Source organism: Microvirga sp. RSM25 (assembly GCF_044784385.1).
Lineage (GTDB): Bacteria > Pseudomonadota > Alphaproteobacteria > Rhizobiales > Beijerinckiaceae > Microvirga > Microvirga tunisiensis.
The window spans coordinates 4,217,100-4,239,404 of record NZ_CP173039.1 but is presented as its reverse complement, the minus strand read 5'-3'; the positions used below and the strand labels follow the sequence as shown (position 1 = coordinate 4,239,404).

Here is a 22,305-nt window from a genome sequence, read left to right as displayed (position 1 = left end):
TCGTCACGTTCGCAGGTAGATCCCCATGCGGCTGATCAGGCTATATATCCGTGTTCTGGGCCAGCTCGGGTCCGATATGAGGATCGGGGCCTTGCTGGCCCTGGCTAATATCGCCCTCGCCATATCGGCTTTCGCGGAGCCCATCCTGTTCGGGCGCATCATCGACGTGCTCACCCGCGCCCAGATGCCGAACTCATCGCCTGTAACGTTCGGCGTTCTCATGCCGCTCATTCTCGCCTGGGTGGCTTTCGGATTGTTCTCCATCGGAGCGGGCGCGCTCGTGGCACTGCATGCAGACCGCCTCGCGCACCGCCGTCGGCTGGCCGTGGTGGCGAACTACTTCGAGCATGTGCTCGAGTTGCCGCTCGCCTTCCACACCTCGACCCATTCGGGCCGTGTGCTGAAGGTCATGCTGGAAGGCTCGGGCGCCATGTCCTGGCTCTGGCTCGGCTTCTTCCGTGAGCATCTCTCGGCGATCATCGCGCTCGTCGTCCTCCTGCCGCTGACCGTGTTCCTGAACTGGCGCCTCGGCCTGCTCCTCGTGGCGCTCGTGGCGGTGTTCGCGCTTCTCACCGCCATCGTGCTGCGCAAGACGGAAACCCTGCAGGGGACGGTCGAGCGCTATCATTCGAGCCTCGCCGAGCATGCCTCCGACGCGCTCGGCAACGTGCCGGTCATCCAGTCCTTCACCCGCGTCGAGGCCGAGAGCCGCTCGCTGCGGACCATCATCCAGCAACTGCTCCAGGCGCAGAACCCGGTGCTGTCCTGGTGGGCTTTGGCATCCGTCGCCTCCCGGGCCTCGGCCACGATCACGGTCACGGCGGTCTTTCTCCTCGGCACCTGGCTGCATCTGAACGGATTGGCCACCATCGGCGAGATCGTCATGTTCATGAGCATGGCCACCATGCTGATCGGTCGGCTGGAGCAGGCGGTGAGCTTCATCAACCAGCTCTTCATGCAGGCGCCCAAGCTGCAGGAATTCTTCGAGATCCTGGACACGGCGCCCGTCGTTCACGACCGCGCCAATGCCAGGAACGTGGAACGCTACCAGGGCGACGTCGTCTTCGACAATGTGAGCTTCTCCTATGACGGGAAGCGCTCCGCCGTGCAGGATCTGACCTTTAGCGTTCAAGCGGGCGAGAACGTGGCGCTGGTCGGCGCCACCGGTTCCGGCAAGTCGACCACCCTGGGGCTTCTGCACCGGGCCTTCGATCCGCAATCGGGCAGCATCCGCATCGACGGTCTCGACATCCGGGATGTCACGCTCTCGTCCCTGCGGCGCAACATCGGCGTGGTGTTCCAGGAGCCGATGCTGTTTGCCCGCACCATCCGCGAGAACCTGCAGGTCGGGCGGCCCGATGCCACCGACGCGGAGATGATCGAGGCTTTGGAGCGTGCGCAGGCCATCGAGTTCATCTCGCGCCAGACGGAGGGGCTCGACACGGTCATCGGCGAGCGCGGGCGCTCCCTCTCCGGCGGCGAGCGCCAGCGCCTGTCGATCGCCCGCGCGTTGTTGAAGAATCCGCCGATCCTGATCCTCGACGAGGCGACGAGCGCGCTCGATGCCGCAACGGAGCAGAAGCTGCAAAGGGCATTGGACGAGGTGATGAAGGGGCGCACGACCTTTGTCATCGCCCATCGTCTTGCCACCATCCGCAACGCCAACCGCATTCTCGTCTTCGATCAGGGACGCGTGATCGAGACCGGGACCTTCGAGGAGCTCGTGGCGAAGGGCGGCCGCTTCGCGGAGCTCGCGAAGGCGCAGTTCATGGCTGTCGAAGAGCCTCCGAAGCGCGTGAAGGTGTCGGCGCACGCATGATCCAGACGTTCGATCCTCAAACGGCAGGCGTCCGCCACCGGGTCGACGGCGTGACGCTTCATGCCGTCGAGGCGGGGCCTGCGGACGGACCGCTCGTGATCCTGCTCCACGGCTTTCCCGAATTCTGGTGGGGATGGCGCTATCAGATCGGTCCCTTGACGGATGCCGGCTTTCGGGTGCTCGTGCCGGATCAGCGCGGCTACCATCTCAGCGACAAACCTGAAGGCCGACGGGCCTACGACCTCGACACGCTGGCGAAGGATGTCGTCGGACTGGCCGATGCGCTCGGGCGCGGGACGTTTTCTGTCATCGGCCACGATTGGGGCGGGCTCGTCGCCTGGTGGACGGCCTCCCGCTATCCGGATCGCGTCGCAAAGCTTGTTGTTCTCAATGCGCCTCATCCGAGCGTTGCCGGCTCCTATATGCGCTCACATCCGGGCCAGATGCTGAGAAGCCTCTATGTCGGGTTTTTCCAGATCCCGCGTCTGCCCGAGGCCATGCTCTCGGCCAATGGTTATCGCAGCCTCAAGGATGCCCTTGTGCGCACGAGCCGCCGCGGCACGTTTTCGGACGGGGATGTCGCTCGATACGAGAAAGCTTGGTCGCAGCCCGGCGCGCTCACCGCCATGCTGAACTGGTATCGGGCTCTGCCCTTGAAACCCAGCATGCCGGATTCCACGGTCCGTTCGCCGACGCTCGTCATCTGGGGAACACGCGACCGATTTCTGGAGAAGGGATTGGCGGAGGCGAGTCTTTCCCTTTGTGAGACCGGGGACGTTCGCTGGATCGAGAACGCCACCCACTGGGTCCAACACGAGGAGCCTGACGCCGTCAACGCGGCGCTGGTGGGGTTTCTGAAAACCTGATTCAGCGATCTCTGCCCTCATCCCGAGAGTCCGACCGGCAATCCGGGGACGTACTTTTTTGTGTCATGGCCGGCCCTGTGCCGGCCATCCCGATCCGGTGAGGCGCGGCGCTTCAGACCATCGGGATCACCGGCACAAGGCCGGTGATGACGTCGGAAATGAATACCGGTCACACCTTAAAGCAGCGAGGATCACTCAGCCTTGGCGCGCACGTGTGTAAGCGGCGTAATCCTCACCGCCATGATCCGGTTGCGCGACTTGCGCAGCACCTGGAAGCGGAAGCCGTGGAAGGTGAAGATCTGGCCCGTGTCGGGAATGGTCTGCGCCTCATGGATGACGAGACCCGCGATGGTGGTCGCCTCCTCGTCCGGCAGGTTCCAGTCCATGGCGCGGTTGAGGTCGCGGATCGGCACGGAGCCGTCGACGTTCACCGAGCCGTTGGGCTGGGGCCGCACGCCCTGAACCGAGAGATCGTGCTCGTCCTTGATGTCGCCGACGATCTCTTCGAGGATGTCCTCGAGCGTCACCAGACCCATCACCTCGCCGTATTCGTCCACCACGAGGGCGAAGTGGGTCTTCTTGGCGAGAAAGGCCTTTAGCTGATCGCGCAGGGAGGTGGTGTCCGGCACGAACCAGGTCTCGAGCGCAATCGCTTCCACTTTCAGCTTGCTCGCGTCGCCGCCGACCGCATCGAGCGCCCGCAGCAGATCCTTGGCGTGGAGCACGCCGACGATGTTCTCCTGGCTCTCGCGCCAGAGCGGCATGCGGGTATAGGGCGAGGAGAGCACCTCACGGACGATCTCCTCCGAGGTGAGATCCGCGTTGATGGTGCGCATCTTGGTGCGGTGAACCATGACCTCCGAAACGGTCAGGTCTTCGAGATCGAGAAGGCCGCCCAGCATGTCGCGCTCCACCTTGGCGACGCCGCCTTCCTTGTGCAGCAAGGCGACCTGGCCGCGGATCTCCTCGCTGGCCGAGAGGATGGGCGTGTTCTCCCCGATCCGTATGCCGAAGGGCAGCAGCATGAGCCGCACGATCCGCTCGATGGCGATGGCGAGCGGTCCCAGCAGCGCCACGGCCCAGGACATGGGCCGCGAGAGGAAGAGCGACACGGTCTCTGGAGACGAGATCGCAAGGGTCTTCGGCAGAACCTCGGCGAAGACGATCACCAGGATCGACATGATGACGGTGGCGTAGATCGCGCCCTCGTCGCCGAAGATCGCGACGAGCACGCTGGTGGCGAAGGCCGAGACGCCGATATTGACGATGTTGTTGCCGATCAGCACCGTGCCGATGAAGCGCTCGCGGATTTCGAGCAGGCGGTTGACCAGCTTGGCGCGCCGGTCGCCGCTCCTCTCCAGAACCAGCATGCGGGACCGCGATGCGCCCGTGAAGGCCGTCTCGCCGGCCGAGAAGAAGGCCGAGAGCAGAAGGCAGAAGATGACGACCAGGGCGGCAAACCAGAGATCGCCGGAGGATTCTTCGATCATGACCGTGACGGGTTGAGTTCGCTTTCCAGGAAGGTGCGGACCTTGTCGGCCTCGATGCCGGGAGCGATGAAGCTCTGCCCGATGCCCCGGGCCAGGATGAAGGTCAGGGCGCCGCCTTTCACCTTCTTGTCCTGGGCCATGGCGTCGAGCAGCTCGTCGACCGTGCCGCAGCCACCGGGAACATGGGAAAGGCGCGTGGGAAGTCCAGCGGCCGACAGATGGGCTTCGACGCGCTGCGCATCCGCCGCCGGGCACAACCCGAGCGAGGCGGAGAAGCGGAAGGCGAGGGCCAGGCCGATCGCGACGCCTTCGCCATGGACGAGGCGCGCGGAATCGTAACGCGTGATCCGCTCGAGCGCATGGCCGAAGGTGTGGCCGAGATTGAGCAGCGCACGATCACCGTTCTCGTGCTCGTCGCGCACCACCACGTCGGCCTTGGCGCGGCAGCTCTGCGCCACGGCCTCGTCCCGCTCAGGCCCGCCGGCGAAAACGCCCTGCCAATTGGCTTCGCACCAGGCAAAGAAGCGCTCGTCGTCGATGAGGCCGTACTTCGCCACCTCCGCGTAGCCTGCGCGCATTTCGCGGATCGGCAGCGTGTCGAGGAGGGCGGTGTCGGCGAGGACCAGGCTCGGCTGATGAAAGGCGCCGACGAGATTCTTGCCGTGGCGCGAATTGATGCCGGTCTTGCCGCCGACGGAGGAATCGACCTGGGAGAGCAGGCTGGTCGGCACCTGGACGAAGCGCACGCCCCGGCGCACCACCGCGGCCGCAAAGCCCGCGAGATCTCCGATCACGCCGCCGCCGAGCGCCACCACGAGATCCCCGCGCTCGATCCGGGCAGCCAGCACCGCATCGCAGACCTGTTCCAGGCTCGCATAGGATTTGGTGGCCTCGCCCGGAGGAAGCGTGACGACGGAGGGGCGCAGCCCTTGCGCGTCCAGGGACTTCGCAAGCGCCTCGGCGTAGAGCGGCCCCACGTGCTCGTCCGTCACGATGGCGGCGGCGCGCGCGCTTAAGCCGGCAATCCGCGATCCGGCCGTCGCGATCAGGCCGCGCCCGACCAGGATGTCATAGGCCCTGTCGCCGAGCGGGACTGGAACCGTGATGAAGGATGGGCTCTCCATCCGGGCGGCTGCGCTCGTCATGGCTCGGCGCTCCCTTGCTTTTCGCGTGCGAACCACTCGGCGAGAGCCTTGATGGCGTCGGCGACCACCCGGTCATGCGGCGCCTCGTGGGAATCGATGGTGATGTCCGCCGTGGCATAGACCGGATGGCGCAGCTCCATCAGGCGGCGCATGGTTCCTTCCGGGTCGGGATTCTGCAGAAGGGGGCGGGTCGATCGCTTGCGGACACGACGCATGAGAATGTCGAGATCCGCCTTGAGCCAGAGCGAGATGCCATGCTCGGCGATGCGCCGACGGGTCTCCTCGTTCATGAAGGCGCCGCCGCCGGTGGCGAGCACGATCGGTCCCTCCTGCAGGAGGCGGGCGATCACGCGGCGCTCGCCGTCGCGGAAATGGTCTTCGCCGTGAATGGCGAAGATCTCGGGGATCGTCATGCCGGCCGCGGCCTCGATCTCGTGATCGGCGTCACGGAAAGGCAGCTTGAGCGTCTGTGCGAGCCTGCGGCCCACGGTGCTCTTGCCGGCGCCCATGAGCCCGACGAGCACAAGCGATCGCGTGCCGAGCTGGCGGCTGATGGGATGGCCGCGCTGGCTTGCCTGGTCTTGCCCGCCGACTTCATCGAGCGAATTGAAGCGGCTGATATTGTTCATGGGTCAGTCCTAGCACGGGCGCGGCGCCCTGTCACAAGGGCGTTATCCCCCTATTCCTCTCAAACTTAACCGAAGAGAAGGACTTGCCTTCGCCGTTCGGGCATGGTTCTAGCGTTTCAACGCTTCAAGAGGCTCACGTGCCCACCCTGTTCCGGTTTCTCCTCATCGTCGCCATTCTCGCGGGCCTTGGCTTTGCCGCCATGTTCGCCCTGGCGACCTTCGTCAAGCCCGATCCGCGCGAGATCACGGTTCCGGTTCCCACCAGCCGCACGCCTTCGTCTTCATGAGCGGCGCGCGCCATGCCAGCCTCTTTCTCGACATGCTGGCCGCGGAGCGCGGCGCCTCCAAGAACACGCTCGATGCCTACCGGCGCGATCTCGACGATTATCTCGCTTACCTGAAGGAAGCAGGCTGTCAGCCCGACAACGCGACTTCCGCCACCGTCCGGGGCTTCATGGCGAGCCTGGAGGAGCGGGGCCTGAAGGCCTCCTCTGCCGCCCGCAGGCTCTCGGCCGTGCGCCAGTTCCACAAGTTCCTTTACGTGGAAGGCTATGCCCCCGCCGACCCGACGGCTGCCGTCTCGGCGCCGAAGCGGGGAAGGGCGCTGCCGAAGGTCTTGTCGGTCGCGGAAGTCGACCGTCTCCTGCAGGTGGCTTACGAGAGCGTCCAGCACCCGGAAGCCGCGCCCGGCGAGCGCCTGCGCGCCGCCCGCATGGCCTGCCTGCTGGAACTGCTCTACGCCACGGGCCTGCGCGTCTCGGAACTGATCGCCCTGCCGCGCAGCGCCGCCAAGACCCGCGACCGGTTCCTCGTGGTGCGCGGCAAGGGGGCGAAGGAACGGCTCGTTCCGCTCACCGATGCGGCGCAGGACGCGGCCCGCGCCTATCTCGCCCTGCTGGAGGAGCGGACAAAGGCCGTCGGCCCTTGGCTGTTTCCGGCCGACAGCGAGAGCGGCCATCTCACCCGCCAGGCCTTTGCCCGCGACCTGAAGGTGGTGGCCGGGGCAGCCGGCCTGAGAGCCGATAAGATCAGCCCCCACGTGCTCCGCCACGCCTTCGCCAGCCATCTGCTCCAGAACGGAGCCGACCTACGCGTGGTGCAGGAACTGCTGGGTCATTCCGACATCTCGACGACGCAGATCTATACCCACGTGCTCGACGAGCGCCTGAAGAGCATGGTGCGCGATCTGCACCCGCTGGCGGAGACGGAGGGGTAATCGCGCGCTCACGTCATCGCCGGCCTTGTGCCGGTGATCTCGATTGCATGAAGCGCCGAGCCTTACCGTATCGGGATGGCCGGGACCGATCCCCGGATCAAGTCCGGGGACGGTCATGACGTGGCGAGTGTCATCCCCGGCGAGCCGAAGGCGCGGGAAGGGGATCCACTCCCCTTCTGAGCCGATGGGTTCCCTTCCCCTGCGATGGCTTCGCCATCTCCGGCCGGGAATGACAGAAAGTGAATTACCGCCGCTTGAGCAAAAATACGGCCTGGTCGCCGAGCAGGTTCCACACCCACCAGGGCAGGGTCACGCGCATGGGCTGACCGCCGGCATTGAGCGCGACTGCCTTTTCCATCTGCGCGCCGACCTCGCGGCACAGTTCCACGAAATCGCGGATCGTGCAGAAGTGGATGTTGGGCGTGTCGTACCAGGAATAGGGCATGTTCTCGGTCACCGGCATCCGGCCGCGAATCCCGAGGTCGAAGCGCACGCGCCAATGGCCGAAATTGGGGAAGGACACGATGGCCCGGCGGCCGATGCGCAGGAGATGCTCCAGCACCACCCTGGGCTGGCGCGTCGCCTGGATCGTCTGCGAGAGGATCACGTAATCGAAGGCATCGTCCGGGTAATCGGCAAGGTCCGTGTCCGCATCGCCCTGAATCACCGGCAGGCCCTTGGCGAGGCAGGCATTCACGCCCTCGCGCGAGATCTCGATGCCGCGCCCGTCGACGCCCTTGCGGTCGCGCAGGATCGCCAGCAGCGAGCCGTCGCCGCAGCCGATGTCGAGCACGCGGGAGCCCGGCTCGACCATGTCGGCCACGAGAAGGAAGTCGAGGCGGTGACCGGTCTCGAGATCGGTTGCGGGAAGGGTGGCGAACGTCATGCGATGCCCCGCACCCGCGCCGCCGCGTCGATGAAGCCGGCTGCTGCCGCGAACATCTCGGGCTCTTCGAGCAGGAAGGCGTCGTGACCCTTGTCGCTCTCCACCTCGACGAAGCCGACGGAGGCCGCGGCCGCATTCAGAGCGTGGACAATGGCCCGCGAGTCGGAGGTGGGGAACAGCCAGTCGGAGGTGAACGAGATCACGCAGAAGCGCGTGGTCGATCCCTTGAAGGCCTTGGCGAGCGAGCCGCCATGCTCCGCCGCGATGTCGAAGTAATCCATCGCCCGCGTGACATAGAGGTAGGAATTGGCGTCGAACCGCTCGACGAAGGCGATGCCCTGGTAGCGCAGGTAGCTCTCGATCTGGAAATCGGCGTCGAACGAGAAGGTCGGCGCGCTGCGGTCCTGGAAGTTGCGCCCGAATTTCCGGTGCAGGGCCATCTCGGAGAGATAGGTGATGTGCGCGCCCATCCGCGCGACGGCGAGGCCCTTGGAGGGACGCGTGCCCTCGGTCAGGTAGCGACCGCTGCGCCACTCCGGATCGGCCATCACCGCCTGGCGGCCAACCTCGTGGAAGGCGATGTTCTGGGCGGAATGGCGGGCGGCTGTCGCGATGGGAAGGGCGGAAAAGACCCGGTTGGAGTAACTCACGGCCCATTGCAGCACCTGCATGCCGCCCATGGAGCCGCCGACGACGCAGAACAGGCTCTCGATGCCGAGCCGGTCGATGAGGGCGGCCTGCGCCCGCACCATGTCGCGAACGGTCACGACCGGAAAGTCGAGCGCATAGGGCTCGCCCGTGGCCGGATTGATCGAGGCGGGGCCCGTGGTGCCCATGCAGCCGCCGATCACGTTGGCGCAGATCACGAAGAAGCGGTTCGTGTCCACCGGCCTGCCGGGGCCGACCATGGGGAGCCACCAGCCGGGCTTGCCCGTGACCGGGTTCTCGTTCGCCACGTGCTGATCGCCGGTGAGTGCGTGGCAGATCAGGACTGCATTGGACTTGTCGGCATTGAGCGTGCCGTAGGTCTGATAGGCGATCTGCCAGGGCGCGAGCGCGATGCCTGCATCCATCATCAGGGGCTCGTCCGCGCCAAAGCGCATGACCAGGCTCGACGGGTCGTCGACCTGGCTTCGCGGTTCGGAGGACAGGGGCGCAAATGACATGGTTTAATGGAAATGTTCGTTCTTTCGAACAACCGGTACTGCGGAGTGCCTGCCGCGTCAACGAGCATAACGCCCGGCAACAGGCTTAGGGTGTCATCCCCGGCGGCCGAAGGCCGGGAAGGGGATCCATGGCGCTGAGGTGAGAGTGGATTCCCTTCTCCCTCGCTTCGCTCCGACCGGGAATGACACTCCCGCAGCCCTCACGCTCCTCCAGCCACGGTACCCGCCGCGTCATCCTCGGGCTCGTCCCGGGAATCCACGTCTTCGTCAGCCACGCTTCCTCAGGATGAGGGCAGAGGCAGACGTGCCGGGCAGGGGGTGGGTATGTTCCTATTTTGTTCTTGACAATTGTCCTAACCTTGGCTATGGATGGGAGGTCCGGTCTCACGAGGGACGCGCCCGAGGCGTCGGTGACGGAGACCGGATACGGTTCTGACAGGGCGGGGGAGTCGCACCCTCCGGCGGTCGGGGTCCTGAGCGGAGGCGGCGCGACGATCGACCTGTTCGGGCAGGCGGTGGCCGCCCCCTCCCAAGCCTCGCCGGCACCGGTGTAATCTCCGGGGCCGCGCAATCAAGCGCCGTAAAGCGCCTCTGAGGGTGTCGTCCCTGAGGCGTGGGAGTGCGAGGCTCAGGATGAAAAAGCCGTGCGCGGGAGGCGGGTTGTCTTCCCGTCCGGGCGGATCTCCCGTCCCGAACCCCTTCGCGCTCCGCTGGAGCGGCGAAGCACACCTCAGTCCCGCGCTTCCCTCGATCTCCGAGACAAGCCAGGACCGGCCGGAAGCCGCCAGCCCCACCCGGGGAGGGAGCGTTCCCTCATGGGCAGGCCTGCTCCACGAGCCGTCGTGCAATCGGTGATGACAAGCAGGGCCAAAACCGCCAAAGAAGAGGGCGCCCGACCTGAGAGGCTGGCTCATCAATCTCTCCCTCATCCTGAGGAGCCTACGGCAGGCGTCTCGAAGGAGGATCCAGTGCTCGCTGGAGACGTCCCGCTCATTCGAGACGAACCTTGCGGTCCTCCTCAGGATGAGGGCTAGGTGTGCGCCAGTGACGAGCCAGACTTTAAGGATCCCGACCATGTCCGCCGAACAGCCCGCTCCCTCCCTTGCCGATCTGCGCCAGGAGATCGACCGGATCGACGAGGCGATGCACCGGCTGCTCATGGAGCGCGGCACCATCATCGACCGGCTGATCGCTTCCAAGAAAGCCTCCGAGGCGGGCCTGAGCTCCGCCTTCCGGCCCGGACGCGAGGCCTCGATGATGAAGGCCTTGGCCGAGCGCCATCAGGGCCTGCTGCCGCTCGACACGGTGGAGGGCATCTGGCGGGTGATCATCGGCACCTTCACCTATGTCCAGTCCAGTTATTCCGTTCACGCCGATGTCTCGGCGGGCGACGCGCCCATGCGCGACACAGCCCGGTTCCATTTCGGCTTCACCGTGCCATACATCACCCATCCGAGCGCAGCCGCGGTGATCGAGGCTGTCGCTTCCTCGCGCGGCGATCTCGGCATCTTCCGGCTCGATCAGGGCGCGACGAGCGGCGCCTGGTGGCGCACGCTGGCCGACAAGCGCCGCCCGAAGATCATCGCGCGCCTACCCTTCATCGAGCGGCCCGACCATCCGGCCGGCACCCCGGTCTTCGTCATCTCGAAGCCCCTGACCGATGCGGCCGTGCGCGACGTGGTGCTCTATGCCGCCCAGTTCGAGCGCTGGCACAAGGGTGCCAATGAGGCCCTGATCCAGCTCGGCGGCGAAGTGGTGGCGAGCGCGGCCGACACCAACGGCCTCTCCGAGCTCATCGCCGTGCCCGGCACGGTCGAGCCCACCCAGCTGCGCCAGACCCTGACCAAGGCGGGCGCAAGCCTTGCCCAGCTGGTCGAGATCGGCAGCCATGCCGAACGTTTCCGCGTGAAATGAAATCCGACCTGCGCTAGAGCCTCTCCCATTGGTTGATTGCTAGGAAGTCAAGATGTCCGCTCGTCCCCAGCCCCGTCCCGGCGTGATGCAGATCGACGCCTATGTGCCCGGCAAGAGCAAGGCCGCAGGGGTTGCCAAGGTCTACAAGCTCTCCTCGAACGAGACCCCGCTCGGCCCCTCGCCGACGGCCGCGGAGGCGATCCGCACCTTCGATCATCTCGAGCTCTATCCGGACGGTGCGGCCACCAAGCTGCGGGAGGCGATCGCCGCGAGATACGGGCTCGATCCGAACCGGATCATCTGCGGCGCGGGCTCGGACGAGCTTCTGGCTCTGATCACCCATGCCTATGTGGGTCCGGGCGACGAGGGCATCTTCACCGAGCACGGCTTCCTGGTCTATCGCATCGCCATCCTGGCCGCCGGCGGCACGCCTGTCGTGGCGCCGGAGAAGGATCTCCGCACGGATGTGGATGCGATTCTGAGCTGTGTGACGGACAAGACCCGGATCGTCTTCCTCGCCAACCCCAACAACCCGACCGGCACCTACATCCCGTTCGACGAGGTGAAGCGCCTGCATGCGGGGTTGCCGCCCCATGTGGTGCTGGTGCTCGATGCAGCCTATGCGGAATATGTCCGCCGCAACGACTACGAGTCGGGCCTCGAGCTCGTCGCCACGTCCGAGAACGTGGTGATGACCCGCACCTTCTCGAAGATCTACGGCCTCGCGAACCTGCGCCTCGGCTGGATGGTGGCGCCGGCTCATATCACTGACGCGGTCAATCGCATTCGGGGGCCGTTCAACGTCAGCGGCCCGGCCATGGCGGCCGGCATCGCGGCGATCCAGGACGAGGCTCATCTCGCGAAGGCGGTCGAGCACAACGAGAGATGGCTCGCCTGGCTCACCCGCGAAATCGCGGCTTTGGGCCTGAAGGTCACGCCGAGCGTCGGCAATTTCCTGCTGATCCACTTCCCTCAGGAAGAGGGCCTGACCGCGAAGGACGCCGATGCCTTCCTCTCCAGCCGCGGGCTCATCCTGCGCCGGATCGATGCTTACGGCCTGCCTCACGCGCTGCGCCTGACCGTGGGCGACGAGGAGGCGAACGGTCTCGTGGTGGCGGCTTTGCGTGATTTCATGGGCGGGAAAAATGCCTGAGCGTCTCGGTCCTCCCCGCGAAACGCCGCTCTTCGAGCGCGTCGCCCTCGTCGGCCTCGGCCTGATCGGCTCGTCGATCGCCCGCGCGACCCGGCATCTCAATCTCGCGCGCTCCATCGTGGCCGTCGATGCGAGCGAGGCTGTCGTTGAGCGGGTGCGGGAACTCGGGATCGCCGACGAGGCGACCACCGATGTGGCTGCGGGCGTGAGCGATGCGGATCTCGTGATCCTCTGCGTGCCGGTCGGCGTCTGCGGAACGGTGGCCGAGGCCATGAGACCGGGTTTGAAGCCTGGCTGCATCGTGTCGGATGTGGGCTCGGTGAAGGCCTCCGTCATCGGTCAGGTGCAGCCGCATCTGCCTGACGGCGTATCGTTCGTGCCGGCTCATCCGGTGGCGGGCACGGAGCATTCGGGGCCGGATGCCGGCTTTGCGACGCTCTTCCACAATCGCTGGTGCATTCTTACGCCCCCGGAGGGCATGGACGAGACGGCCATCGAGAGCGTACGCGCCTTCTGGGAGGCCATGGGCTCCAATGTGGAAGTGATGACCGCGCAGCATCATGACCTGGTGCTCGCCATCACCAGCCATGTGCCGCACCTGATCGCCTACAACATCGTCGGAACGGCGGCGGATCTGGAGACCGTCACGCAGGGCGAAGTCATCAAGTTCTCCGCCGGCGGTTTCCGCGATTTCACCCGCATCGCGGCGTCCGACCCGACCATGTGGCGCGACGTCTTCCTGCACAACCGGGAAGCCGTGCTGGAGATGCTCGGCCGCCTCAACGAGGACATCGCGCTTCTGGCCCGCGCCATCCGCTGGGGCGAGGGCGACAAGCTCTTCGATCTCTTCACCCGTACCCGCGCCATCCGCCGCGGCATCATCTCATCGGGCCAGGAAACGCCGGAGCCGGATTTCGGCCGCCGGAGGGAAGACAAGACTTAGTTGGAACGCTTGTCATCCCCGGCGGTCCGCAGGACCGGGAAGGGGATCCACGATCAGGCGCTCAGTTGATGGATTCCCTTCCCCTCCGCTGACGCTCCGGCCGGGAATGACATCCGCCCTCGTCATGGCCGGGCCTGTCCCGGCCATCCCGATTGGATAAGCACCGCACTTCTCGCATCGAGATCACCGGCTCGAGGCCGGTGATGACAAGGGGGAGGGCCATCAATAGAGCGGCTGCAGCCTCACGTTCGGGATCACGAAAGGTCCCATGGCGAGAAAGCCGTTGTCGAGCCGGAGCGGGGGCAGGGACGCGAGCTGAGGCTTCGCATTGGGCTGAGGCGCATTGGCCCGCGGGTTCTGCCCGAGCAGCATGCCCAGAAGGTTGCCGCTGGCCCGCCCGCCGGTGAGGTTGCCCAGAAGACCGTCGAGGCCTGCGGCCGCGATGGTGAGTTGGCCCGCAGGCCGATGCTGCTCGTCGAGGCGCAGTTCGCCCTTGGTCTCGATCTGGCGGGAGCCCTTGGTGGCCGAGAGCATCAGGATCTCGAGCTTGCCGTTCGCCTTGCGCCAGAGCTCCAGCTCCTCGGCGATGGTGCCGCCCTTGAAGCCGTCGGCCTGGGTCACCGTGACATCCATGTTCAGGTTGGTGGCCTCCGCGCCGCCGACCAGGGCATCGAGGATGGGAATGCGCGCCTCCGTCACCGAGGCCGCCACGTCGCCCGCGAATTCGGCCCGCCTCGAGGGGTTGGGCCGCACATGAAGCTCCAGGTGCTTGCCCGATCCGGCGATCTCGCCGCCGCCAAGGCCCGTGATCGTCACCTTGGGGGCATTGGCGGCCAGCGACAGGCGCTGCAGCCCGCTCTGCGAGACATGGATGCTGGTCTGCAGGAGATCCCAGGTCCCATCGACCGTCACGGTCCCGTCCGTCACGCGCAAGGGGCCGGCCACCTCCGTGATGATGCGACGGGGCTGATAGACTTGAGCGACCGCCTCGGTGCGCCCGAATGAGGCGGACACGGCCCCTCGCTTCACGTCGAGGGTCTTGCAGATCACCTCGATGCGGAACGGATAGCCGACGATGGTGCGGTCGCCGCAGGTCCATTGCCGTCCGCTTCTCGCCTCCGCGGCGATCCAGCCGTCGAGCGCTTCGGCCGTGCGGCTGCGGATCACGAACCAGGCGATGCTCCAGGCGATGGCGAGCAGCAGCAGCAGAACGAATGGCGTGTAGAGCCAGAAACGGCTGCGGCGAACATTCCCCGTCGGGGCGGCCTGATCCATGCGCGATCTCCTGTTGTGCTGGCGCTCGGTTACTGCTTAGCGCCTCGTGCGGAAAAGGGGACCCCACTTTTCCGCGAGAACGATGCGCTCCTCGAACAAAGCATCGAATCGCTCCCAAAAGTGGTTCCCACTTTCAGGTTCGATGCTATAGGCCCGAAGCAGGCAAGGTTCGGGCGGGGCGGCATGAAGGACCTCACGAAGGATTTATGGGTTTTCGGCTACGGCTCGCTCATGTGGCGGCCGGGCTTTCCCTTTGTCGAACGGGTCCACGCCCATCTCTACGGGTACCACCGGTCTTTGTGTGTCTTCTCTCACGTTCATCGCGGAACGCCGGAGCATCCGGGTCTGGTCCTGGGTCTCGACCGGGGTGGACGCTGCCACGGGGTGGCCTTCCGGGTCGCACCCGAGGAAGCCGAGGCCGCTATCCAGTATTTGCGCGAGCGCGAACAGGTCACCTCGGTTTATCTGGAGAGGCATCTGCCCGTGCGACTGGCCGATGCGCGTCGAGTGCGCGCGCTTGCCTATGTGGTCGACCGCAACCATGGGCAATATGCGGGCAGGCTTTCCTATGAGGAGGTCTTGAGGCTCGTGCGCCAGGGCCAAGGCGTATCGGGCCGCAATCCCGATTACGTGCGCTCGACCTACGAGCATCTCATCGGCATGCATGTGGTCGATCCCCTGCTGCACAGGATCGTCGACGCGCTCGATCAGGAATCCTGAGTCTCGTTCTCGCGCAGGTCCTCGAAGATCGCGCGGCGGTCGTCTTCCGTTGCGGCGAGTCGGTGGATGTGGAGTTCGGTGGCGCCCAGGCCCTGAACCTTGGCGAGCCAGCGCATCCGGGTCTGCTCGCTCGGATCCGATGCCGCCATGGCGGCATCGACGACGATGCCGTTGCCGGTCCGGTCCCGCTTCACGGCAAGGATCACGGCGTCGGTGACCTCGAGAAGCTCCGCCTCGTTCAGCGGATGCACGCCGACGATGTAGCGGCGTCCCGATCGACCGCGCCAGGAACTCAAGGTGGAAGAGGAGCGAAGCCCAGCGGTCGCCCGTAGCCTTTCCTCGCGCACGCCAGCCCTCCGCATTCGGTCGTTGCGGAGATCCCGCATGGCCGCATTCCAGGATATGGTTCGTTTGTTCGCCATATGTTCTTATATGTAGGAACAGCCGGGTGAGTCGTCAAGATTGCTGAAAGCTTGGCTGTGCTTGGGTTTGCGGATTTTTTGACGTCTTTGTCCTCCCCGGCGGCCGCAGGCCGGGAAGGGAATCCACGGCTACGCGCTGCGCTGGGGATTCCGTCCTCCTCGGTTGACGCTTGGGCCGGGAACGACACTGCCTCTGCTCTTAAGAGACCTTGGACAGCGAAGCCTCTGACGATGAAGCAGGGACGAGGCCGAGCTCCTTCCGGCCCTCTTCCAGCAGCCGATTGGAGGCGACCTCGATCCGCTCCTGTACCAGCTTGAAGAACTCTTCGCGCGGCAGTCCTGGAGCGATGGAATCCTGAACCTCGATCCTCACCGTACCGGGGCGGCGGATGAACTGGCGGCGCGGCCAGTAGAGGCCGGAATTCATGGCGACCGGAATGCAGGGAAAGCCGAGATTCTGATAGAGATGCGCCACGCCGTACTTGTAGGTCGGGGGGCGCGCCCGGCGGACGGCGGGTGCCTTCGGGAAAGATGATGATCTGGCGGCCGTGCTCGGCCTCGTCCTTGGCCCGCGCGGTCATCTGCACCAGCGCCATCGATCCCGCCTTGCGGTTGACCGGCACGCAGCGCGCCTTCGCCAGATACCAGCCGAAGAAGGGGATCCACATCAGCTCCCGCTTGAGGATGTAGGTCGGGTCGTCGAAGATCGTCACCAGGGCGAAGGTTTCCAGGAAGGACTGATGCTTGGCCGCCACCAGCGCTCCGCCCGGCGGGATCTTGTCCCGACCCGTGATCTCGACATGCGTGCCGGCAATGACCCGCAGAAGCCAGAGGGAGGTGCGGCCCCAGAGCTTGACCATGCCGATGAAAAACCGGCGCGGCACCAGGAAGCCCGGGATCAGGATGATCAGCCACAGGATCAGGTTGGCGTAGAAGGCGACGTTGAACAGCAGGGAGCGGACGATCAGCATGGCTTCTTGAAAAACGAAAGGCGGAGCATGACGCTCCGCGGGCGCGGCACCTTAGCGCATCGTGCGGAAAAGTGGACCCGGTTTTCCGCCGGTTTCTCTAGCGCCAGAGCGGCTCGGCGACGACCTGCGCCTTGATGGGAGCCCCGCCGCTGATGATGTTCGCCACCGAGGAGCGTTCGGGGTCGCCCTCGAAGCGGGTCCGGACCCAGACGGCCAGGAACTTCAGGTATTCGGTGAAGATCACCCGGGCCACGGCCGGATTGTGCCACCAATCGTGCGGATCGATGGTGGCCGCGACCGGATAGGGGATCTTCTGGAGGTTCGGCAGGGCGTGGTCGAGCTCCACCAGGGTGCGCGGCATGTGGTAGTTCGAGGTCACCACGATGATGGCGTCGAACCCGTTCGCTTCGGCCCAGCGCCTGGTCTCGATAGCGTTGCCGATGGTGTTGCGGGCCCGATAATCCAGATCCACGCAGCAATCGAACAGCCGCCGCTGCCCAGGATTGAGATTGGCGATCTGATCCCGGCTCGTCTTCTCGTTGACACCGGAGATCAGGAGCCTCTTGGCATAGCCCTTGGCGAGAAGGTCGATGGCGTCGCCGATCCGCTGCGCGCCGCCCGTCATGGCAACGATGCCGTCCGCCCGGGTCTCGGGAGCCTGTTCGAACCGGTCGAGGTGATAGACGAAGCCGAGGAAGCCGAGGAAACCGACGACGAGGGTCGCGACGCAGCTCCAGAATCCGAGGGCCAGCAGGCGGCTCAGCAGAGACCGCCGGACAGGGTGCCTAGTCGATTCCGACATCGTCCAGCCCCAGCCTACGGCCTCTGTGGAATCCATGGCGCCCGTCGCACCCCAACTCTGTGTTCGCGAGGTCATCTTGGATGACAATAATGGAGAATGCGGCAACGGAGAGGCAACCCGCTTTTTCCCGGTTAACTATCACCATCAACCATTTTCGTTAAGAAAGCGTCTCACGGTCAGGCGCGAGACGATGCCGGTGATGAGCGCGACGAGCAGCGCGATGAGGATCACCACCGCGTAGCCGGTCCAGCTGATGGTGAAGGCGCCGAAAAGCGCCTCGAGCTGGTCGCCCGTGGGGCTTGCCCGCCAGGAGCGGGTCACGAAGCCCAGGATCAGGGTGAGGATCAGGGCCGCGGCCGCCCCGATGGCGCTGCCGCGCAGGCCCAAGCGGAAGAAGCGGCGCTGGAATTCCTTGGCGATGAAATCGTCGTTCGCGCCGACGAAATGGAGCACCTCCACCACCTCCCGGTTGCCGGCCATGGCGCCTCTTGTCGCGAAGATCACGGCAAGGCCGGCGGCCACGAGCACCAGGGCCACCAGAAATACCCCGACGCCGATGATCGTGTTGGCCATGGTCGAGAGCCGGGACACCCAGAGGGCATGATCGTCGAGGGTCGCGCCGGGGACGTCGCGCTGCAGGGATTGCCGTAACGGACTGAAATCGGGCTTCGCGTCTTCCTTGATCTTGATCACGATCAGGCGGGGAACCGGCAGATCCTTGAAATCGAGGCCGGTGCCGAGCCAGGGCTCGAGCAGGCGTTCGGATTCCTCCTTGGAAAAGGCCTGGGCCTGCTCCACGCCCGACGCCTGCCGGGCCAGCGCCACGGCGCGTTCCACGTCCTGGTCGATGGAGCGCTGGGGATTGGGGCGGATCTGGATGGTGACTTCCCGGGCGATCTCGGAGCGCCATTGGGCGGAGGAGGCCGAGACCAGTTCGGCGCCGCCGGCGCAGAGCGCGGCAAGGAAGGTCAGGATGGCGATGACCGCGGCGAGCGCCTGTCCGCCCGCCGAATCCACCGGGACGAGCGGGGCGTTCCGGCTCAGGGAGGCAGGCAGGGAGCGCTTCTGCCCGTCGGAAGCGGCAGCCTTCCTCGGGCGGGGTTGGGACGCGGCGCTCATCCGGCTCACTCGTCGATATGCAGCCGGCCGTCGCCGAGCACGAGGCGGCGCACGTCGAGCTGATCCATGAGGCTGAAGTCGTGGGTCGCGATGACCACCGAGGTTCCGAGCCGGTTGAGTTCGATGAAGAGGCGCAGCAGGCGGCGGGCGAGCGACGGATCCACGTTGCCGGTGGGTTCGTCCGCGAGCAGCAGGTCGGGGCGCACGATCAGCGCACGGGCGATGGCGGCGCGCTGCTTCTCGCCGCCGGAGAGCACGGGCGGCAGCATGTGCATGCGGTCGCCAAGGCCCACCCAGCGCAGAAGCTCGACCACCTCGGACCGGTAGCTCGACTCGTCCTTCCCCTGCGCCCTGAGAGGCAGGGCCACGTTCTCGTAGGTGGTGAGGTGGTCGAGAAGGCGGAAATCCTGGAAGACCACCCCCATGCGGCGGCGGACCCCGGTCAGCTCGTCCTTGGAGATCCGCGACACGTCTTCGCCGAACAGGGAGATCAGGCCGCGGGTCGGCTTCACCGAGAGCAGGATGAGACGCAGGAGCGTCGTCTTGCCGGCGCCGGAGGGGCCGGTGAGGAACTGGAAGGAATTGGGCTCGATGGAAAAGGTCAGGTCGCGCAGGACCTCGGGCCCCATGCCGTAACGCACGCCCACATTCTCGAAGTGCACGGACGGAGCCGCGCCCTCATCGTAGTCCTCGTCGTAAAGCGCCTTCACGCGTGCTCAAGCCATCCTTGGAGGTGTCGGTTCTTGTGGCGGATGAAGACCGCGATTCGCTTTCTTATCGCCCCTGCATGGTTAGCAAGCCATAAACTTGCCGGGTGGCGACGGGAAGCGAGCGTTTCGCGGGACATTGCCGCAGGAGCGGCGTGCCGTGTCATCCCCGGCGAGCCGTCGGCGAGGGAAGTGGATCCATAGCGCTGAGCGTGAATGGATTCCCTTCCCCTCCGCTGTGCTCCGGCCGGGAACGACACCCGAGTGCTTCTATTCGCCCGAAAAGACATCAAGTCCGTTTGACATCCTTAGCCAAGCATGGTCGTGAAGAGAGAAGCCTCGAAGGCCTTTCATAAACTTTCTGGATGATGACGATGACCGCTGCCCCCCGCATCCGGGTTCTGTTCGACGAAGACACGATTGCCAAGCGCAACGAGGCGCTGGCCCAGGAGATCGCGGCTGCCAAGCCCGAGAACCTGCTCGTCGTCGCGGTGCTCAAGGGCAGCTTCATGTTCGCCGCGGACCTGATCCGCGCCCTGCACCGCAGCGGGTTGGCGCCGCAGGTCGAGTTCGTGCACCTGTCGAGCTATCTCGACGGCACGATCTCCACCGGCAACGTCACGATCCTGCGCGACGTGGAAAGCGACGTGCGCGGACGCGACGTGCTGCTCGTGGACGACATTCTGGAATCCGGCCGCACGGTTACCTTCGCCAAGGACCTCCTCATGGCGCGCGGAGCCAAGAGCGTGAAGACTGCCGTGCTGCTGGAAAAGCCCGGCAAGCGCGCCGTGCAGATCCATCCGGATTACGTGGGCTTCACCTGCCCCGACGTCTTCGTCGTCGGCTATGGCATGGACGTGGCCCATTCCTATCGCCAGCTTCCCTTCGTCGGCGTGGTCGATCATCTCGACAACAGCCCGGACCTGTTCGACAAGCCGGAATAGGGCGCATTTCCCAAAGCACGACTCCCATTCTGAGAGGCTGGCTCGTCGAGGGGCATCTTACCCTCCCACGTCATCACCGGCCTTGTGCCGGTGATCCCGATAGATTGAAGCGCGGCGCCTTTCGCATCGAGATGGCCGGGACAGGCCCGGCCATGACGGCGGGGAAGCGCATGATGAGCAAGGCCTAGGAGGCCGTAGGCTGTCTTGAAGGAGAGTTCAGTGCGCGCTGGCCGCGCCTTGCCCTTCGAGACTCCGGCAGGCTCGCCCTTCAGGGTGAGGCTAACCGTTGAGCTGCCAGATCGTCCCGTTGAGCACGGTCGCATAGGCCACCCAGGCGAGATAGGGCACGAGCAGGAGGCCGGCGGCGCGGTCGAGCCTCCAGAAGGCGCGGATCGTGGCAATGATCGCCACGATCAGGGCCGCGATGACGACGAGGCCCGCGAGCGGGCTCTTGCCGCCGAAGAAGGCGAAGGACCAGAGCCCGTTCAGCGCGAGCTGCACGAAGAACGCCACGATGGCCGTCGAGCGTCCGGGCCGGTTCTCCGGCAGGCTCAGGATGCGCCAGAGCGCATAGGCCATCATGGCGTAGAGCAGCGTCCAGGCGACCGGGAACGCCCAGTTCGGCGGGGTGAAGCCGGGCTTCTGAAGGCCCGCATACCAGGTCGGGATGTTCGGCTGCGTGACGAGGCTCGCCGACACGGCCACCGCGACCACGGGCAGCACGGCCACCAGGAACCGCGGCAGCCGCGGCATTGCATGGCTGCCCGGCGCAGTTTCGTCTGTATGCATGCTCGAAATCCCTTTATGAGATGCGCATCGTTATCCCTGTGACGCAACCTGTCACGCTTGCGGAGGTTCCCCCATGTCGTCATCGCGTTCCCCATGGTCGAAGCGCAGCCTGACCGCTCAGGCCATGGGCCATGTGGATCCGATCACCAAGGCGGTCGTGCCGCCGATCCATGTGGCGACCACCTATATCCGCGACGAGGACAACGCCTATTCGTCCGGCTTCGTCTATGGCCGGCCCGACAACGCCACCATCCGCGAGGCGGAAGAGGTTCTGGCCATGCTGGAGGAGGCGGACGCCGGTGCGCTGCTGTTCTCGTCCGGCATGGCGGCGGCGACCGCCGTGTTCCAGGCGCTCGATCCCGGCGATCACATCGTGGCCTCGAAGGTCATGTACTGGGCCCTGCGCAGCTGGCTCATGACGGAGGCCGTGCGCTGGGGGCTGAAGGTCGATTTCGTGGAGACCGACAATCTCGATTCCTTAAGGGCCGCCGTGAAGCCCGGTGAAACCAAGCTGGTCTGGGTCGAGACGCCCTCGAACCCGCTCTGGACCATCACCGACATCGCGGCCGCCGCCGAGATCGCCCACGCGGCCGGCGCGCAACTCGCCGTCGATTCCACCACCGCGTCGCCGATCCATACAAGGCCGCTTAACCTCGGCGCCGATATCGTCATGCATGCGGCGACCAAGGTGCTGAACGGCCACTCCGACGTGGTGGCGGGCGCGCTCGCGGGCGCGAAGGCCGATGCGTTCTGGACGCGGATCGCCTCCATCCGCAAGATGCAGGGCGCGATCCTCGGCCCCTTCGAGGCCTATCTCCTCATGCGCGGCATGCGCACGCTTCATGTGCGGGCAGCGGCGCAGGCCAAGAGCGCGCTCGATCTCGCGCAGCGCTTCTCGGCCCATCCCAAGATCGCCCGTGTGCTCTATCCCGGCCTGCCGCAGCATCCGGGCCATGACATCGCCGCCCGGCAGATGGAGAACGGCTTCGGCTACATGCTCTCGGTCCAGGTCTCGGAAGGCGAAGCCGCGGCGATCCGCACGGCCGCGCGGGTCGGCCTGTGGAAGCGGGCGACCTCGCTTGGCGGCGTCGAGAGCCTGATCGAGCACCGGGCCTCCATCGAGGGTCCAGGCACCCCGTGCCCGCCGGACCTCCTGCGCCTCTCCACCGGCATCGAGGATGTGGAGGATCTCTATCGGGATCTCGATACGGCGCTGCGGGGCTGACGCCCTCCTTGTCATGCCCATCCTTCTCCAATCCTACGTCCTCATCCTGAGGAGGTCGCGAAGCGACCGTCTCGAAGGAGGATCCAGTGCTCTCCGGACCCTCC

21 protein-coding genes and 1 pseudogene are annotated in these 22,305 nt (G+C 65.8%); 10 read left to right on the top strand and 12 right to left on the bottom strand.

All coding sequences use genetic code 11. The features are described from left to right. The first annotated feature begins 25 nt into the window (after positions 1-25). Together ACD578_RS20110 and ACD578_RS20105 are read left to right on the top strand one after the other, a co-directional pair. Positions 26-1,819, top strand: a complete 1,794-nt coding sequence (locus tag ACD578_RS20110) for a glucan ABC transporter ATP-binding protein/ permease (protein WP_152711256.1) — start codon at positions 26-28, stop codon at positions 1,817-1,819. Beyond that, on the top strand, positions 1,816-2,685 hold the full coding sequence (locus ACD578_RS20105) for an alpha/beta fold hydrolase (protein WP_404287896.1): 870 nt from the start codon (positions 1,816-1,818) through the stop codon (positions 2,683-2,685). Before ACD578_RS20110 ends, ACD578_RS20105 begins: the two co-directional genes overlap by 4 nt. 191 nt (positions 2,686-2,876) lie before the next feature. Here the strand turns inward: ACD578_RS20105 and ACD578_RS20100 are convergent, their stop codons facing one another. Genes ACD578_RS20100 through ACD578_RS20090 form a run of 3 tightly spaced genes read right to left on the bottom strand, consistent with a single transcriptional unit; the run spans position 2,877 to position 5,949 of the window. Beyond that, the gene (locus ACD578_RS20100) at positions 2,877-4,175 is read right to left on the bottom strand and encodes an HlyC/CorC family transporter (RefSeq protein ID WP_404287894.1); all 1,299 of its coding nucleotides are present in this window, start codon (positions 4,173-4,175) and stop codon (positions 2,877-2,879) included. Further along, positions 4,172-5,320, bottom strand: a complete 1,149-nt coding sequence (gene aroB, locus ACD578_RS20095) for a 3-dehydroquinate synthase (RefSeq protein ID WP_404287892.1) — start codon at positions 5,318-5,320, stop codon at positions 4,172-4,174. The genes ACD578_RS20100 and aroB overlap by 4 nt, the downstream gene beginning before the upstream one ends. Further along, the gene (locus ACD578_RS20090; protein WP_152711251.1) at positions 5,317-5,949 is read right to left on the bottom strand and encodes a shikimate kinase; all 633 of its coding nucleotides are present in this window, start codon (positions 5,947-5,949) and stop codon (positions 5,317-5,319) included. The genes aroB and ACD578_RS20090 overlap by 4 nt, the downstream gene beginning before the upstream one ends. A gap of 137 nt (positions 5,950-6,086) precedes the next feature. On the opposite strand from ACD578_RS20090, the gene ACD578_RS20085 reads away from it, so the two are divergent. Together ACD578_RS20085 and xerD are read left to right on the top strand one after the other, a co-directional pair. Next, positions 6,087-6,236 (top strand): histidine kinase, encoded by a 150-nt coding sequence (locus ACD578_RS20085; protein WP_162002912.1) that lies wholly within the window; start codon positions 6,087-6,089, stop codon positions 6,234-6,236. After that, positions 6,233-7,165, top strand: a complete 933-nt coding sequence (xerD, locus tag ACD578_RS20080) for a site-specific tyrosine recombinase XerD (RefSeq protein ID WP_404287889.1) — start codon at positions 6,233-6,235, stop codon at positions 7,163-7,165. Before ACD578_RS20085 ends, xerD begins: the two co-directional genes overlap by 4 nt. A 244-nt stretch (positions 7,166-7,409) precedes the next feature. Here xerD and metW read toward each other — a convergent pair whose 3' ends face one another. Next, positions 7,410-8,051, bottom strand: coding sequence for a methionine biosynthesis protein MetW (gene metW, locus ACD578_RS20075; protein ID WP_404287887.1), 642 nt, complete (start codon positions 8,049-8,051; stop codon positions 7,410-7,412). Then, on the bottom strand, positions 8,048-9,217 hold the full coding sequence (locus ACD578_RS20070) for a homoserine O-acetyltransferase (RefSeq protein WP_152711244.1): 1,170 nt from the start codon (positions 9,215-9,217) through the stop codon (positions 8,048-8,050). The genes metW and ACD578_RS20070 overlap by 4 nt, the downstream gene beginning before the upstream one ends. Before the next feature lie 1,074 nt (positions 9,218-10,291). Here ACD578_RS20070 and ACD578_RS20065 point away from each other — a divergent pair. The 3 genes from ACD578_RS20065 to ACD578_RS20055 are packed head-to-tail and all read left to right on the top strand — an operon-like array spanning position 10,292 to position 13,227. Further along, complete coding sequence (locus ACD578_RS20065) at positions 10,292-11,131, top strand: chorismate mutase (RefSeq protein WP_404287884.1); 840 nt, start codon at positions 10,292-10,294, stop codon at positions 11,129-11,131. Between the two features lie 52 nt (positions 11,132-11,183). Beyond that, positions 11,184-12,284, top strand: a complete 1,101-nt coding sequence (gene hisC, locus ACD578_RS20060; protein ID WP_404287882.1) for a histidinol-phosphate transaminase — start codon at positions 11,184-11,186, stop codon at positions 12,282-12,284. Further along, a complete protein-coding gene (locus ACD578_RS20055) occupies positions 12,277-13,227 on the top strand; it encodes a prephenate/arogenate dehydrogenase family protein (RefSeq protein ID WP_404287880.1) in 951 nt (316 codons plus the stop codon). Before hisC ends, ACD578_RS20055 begins: the two co-directional genes overlap by 8 nt. Positions 13,228-13,449: 222 nt before the next feature. Here the strand turns inward: ACD578_RS20055 and ACD578_RS20050 are convergent, their stop codons facing one another. Further along, positions 13,450-14,502, bottom strand: a complete 1,053-nt coding sequence (locus ACD578_RS20050; protein WP_404287878.1) for a DUF2125 domain-containing protein — start codon at positions 14,500-14,502, stop codon at positions 13,450-13,452. 183 nt (positions 14,503-14,685) lie between these two features. Here ACD578_RS20050 and ACD578_RS20045 point away from each other — a divergent pair, with 183 nt between their 5' ends. After that, positions 14,686-15,222 carry a gamma-glutamylcyclotransferase gene (locus ACD578_RS20045; protein ID WP_404287876.1) on the top strand — a complete coding sequence of 179 codons (537 nt, stop codon included), beginning with the start codon at positions 14,686-14,688 and terminating at the stop codon, positions 15,220-15,222. Here ACD578_RS20045 and ACD578_RS20040 read toward each other — a convergent pair. The 5 genes and pseudogenes from ACD578_RS20040 to ACD578_RS20020 all read right to left on the bottom strand — a co-directional run bounded on the left by ACD578_RS20040 (position 15,210) and on the right by ACD578_RS20020 (position 19,165). Then, entirely contained in the window at positions 15,210-15,608 is a 399-nt protein-coding gene (locus ACD578_RS20040; RefSeq protein ID WP_192926267.1) for a hypothetical protein, read from the bottom strand. The genes ACD578_RS20045 and ACD578_RS20040 overlap by 13 nt on opposite strands. A gap of 235 nt (positions 15,609-15,843) precedes the next feature. Next, positions 15,844-16,615, bottom strand: a pseudogene (locus ACD578_RS20035) (lysophospholipid acyltransferase family protein). Positions 16,616-16,712: 97 nt separating this feature from the next. Next, positions 16,713-17,417, bottom strand: a complete 705-nt coding sequence (locus ACD578_RS20030; protein WP_404287874.1) for a YdcF family protein — start codon at positions 17,415-17,417, stop codon at positions 16,713-16,715. 144 nt (positions 17,418-17,561) lie between these two features. Beyond that, the gene (locus ACD578_RS20025; protein ID WP_404287872.1) at positions 17,562-18,536 is read right to left on the bottom strand and encodes a cell division protein FtsX; all 975 of its coding nucleotides are present in this window, start codon (positions 18,534-18,536) and stop codon (positions 17,562-17,564) included. Between the two features lie 5 nt (positions 18,537-18,541). Next, positions 18,542-19,165, bottom strand: a complete 624-nt coding sequence (locus ACD578_RS20020; RefSeq protein WP_404293959.1) for a cell division ATP-binding protein FtsE — start codon at positions 19,163-19,165, stop codon at positions 18,542-18,544. A gap of 452 nt (positions 19,166-19,617) precedes the next feature. Between ACD578_RS20020 and hpt the strand changes: the two genes are divergently transcribed. Continuing rightward, on the top strand, positions 19,618-20,187 hold the full coding sequence (hpt, locus tag ACD578_RS20015) for a hypoxanthine phosphoribosyltransferase (protein ID WP_152711226.1): 570 nt from the start codon (positions 19,618-19,620) through the stop codon (positions 20,185-20,187). Between the two features lie 279 nt (positions 20,188-20,466). On the opposite strand, the gene ACD578_RS20010 is transcribed toward hpt, so the two are convergent. Continuing rightward, positions 20,467-20,976, bottom strand: coding sequence for a TspO/MBR family protein (locus ACD578_RS20010; protein ID WP_404287869.1), 510 nt, complete (start codon positions 20,974-20,976; stop codon positions 20,467-20,469). A gap of 73 nt (positions 20,977-21,049) precedes the next feature. Here ACD578_RS20010 and ACD578_RS20005 point away from each other — a divergent pair, with 73 nt between their 5' ends. Then, a complete protein-coding gene (locus tag ACD578_RS20005) occupies positions 21,050-22,201 on the top strand; it encodes a trans-sulfuration enzyme family protein (RefSeq protein WP_404287867.1) in 1,152 nt (383 codons plus the stop codon). Positions 22,202-22,305: the final 104 nt, after the last annotated feature.

Coding starts and splice junctions, on each gene's coding strand:
- ACD578_RS20110 (WP_152711256.1), top strand. CDS start 26: ATGCGGCTGATCAGGCTATATATCCGTGTTCTGGGCCAGCTCGGGTCC.
- ACD578_RS20105 (WP_404287896.1), top strand. CDS start 1,816: ATGATCCAGACGTTCGATCCTCAAACGGCAGGCGTCCGCCACCGGGTC.
- ACD578_RS20100 (WP_404287894.1), bottom strand. CDS start 4,175: ATGATCGAAGAATCCTCCGGCGATCTCTGGTTTGCCGCCCTGGTCGTC.
- aroB (WP_404287892.1), bottom strand. CDS start 5,320: ATGACGAGCGCAGCCGCCCGGATGGAGAGCCCATCCTTCATCACGGTT.
- ACD578_RS20090 (WP_152711251.1), bottom strand. CDS start 5,949: ATGAACAATATCAGCCGCTTCAATTCGCTCGATGAAGTCGGCGGGCAA.
- xerD (WP_404287889.1), top strand. CDS start 6,233: ATGAGCGGCGCGCGCCATGCCAGCCTCTTTCTCGACATGCTGGCCGCG.
- metW (WP_404287887.1), bottom strand. CDS start 8,051: ATGACGTTCGCCACCCTTCCCGCAACCGATCTCGAGACCGGTCACCGC.
- ACD578_RS20070 (WP_152711244.1), bottom strand. CDS start 9,217: ATGTCATTTGCGCCCCTGTCCTCCGAACCGCGAAGCCAGGTCGACGAC.
- ACD578_RS20065 (WP_404287884.1), top strand. CDS start 10,292: ATGTCCGCCGAACAGCCCGCTCCCTCCCTTGCCGATCTGCGCCAGGAG.
- hisC (WP_404287882.1), top strand. CDS start 11,184: ATGTCCGCTCGTCCCCAGCCCCGTCCCGGCGTGATGCAGATCGACGCC.
- ACD578_RS20055 (WP_404287880.1), top strand. CDS start 12,277: ATGCCTGAGCGTCTCGGTCCTCCCCGCGAAACGCCGCTCTTCGAGCGC.
- ACD578_RS20050 (WP_404287878.1), bottom strand. CDS start 14,502: ATGGATCAGGCCGCCCCGACGGGGAATGTTCGCCGCAGCCGTTTCTGG.
- ACD578_RS20045 (WP_404287876.1), top strand. CDS start 14,686: ATGAAGGACCTCACGAAGGATTTATGGGTTTTCGGCTACGGCTCGCTC.
- ACD578_RS20040 (WP_192926267.1), bottom strand. CDS start 15,608: ATGCGGGATCTCCGCAACGACCGAATGCGGAGGGCTGGCGTGCGCGAG.
- ACD578_RS20030 (WP_404287874.1), bottom strand. CDS start 17,417: ATGTCGGAATCGACTAGGCACCCTGTCCGGCGGTCTCTGCTGAGCCGC.
- ACD578_RS20025 (WP_404287872.1), bottom strand. CDS start 18,536: ATGAGCGCCGCGTCCCAACCCCGCCCGAGGAAGGCTGCCGCTTCCGAC.
- ACD578_RS20020 (WP_404293959.1), bottom strand. CDS start 19,165: ATGGGGCCCGAGGTCCTGCGCGACCTGACCTTTTCCATCGAGCCCAAT.
- hpt (WP_152711226.1), top strand. CDS start 19,618: ATGACCGCTGCCCCCCGCATCCGGGTTCTGTTCGACGAAGACACGATT.
- ACD578_RS20010 (WP_404287869.1), bottom strand. CDS start 20,976: ATGCATACAGACGAAACTGCGCCGGGCAGCCATGCAATGCCGCGGCTG.
- ACD578_RS20005 (WP_404287867.1), top strand. CDS start 21,050: ATGTCGTCATCGCGTTCCCCATGGTCGAAGCGCAGCCTGACCGCTCAG.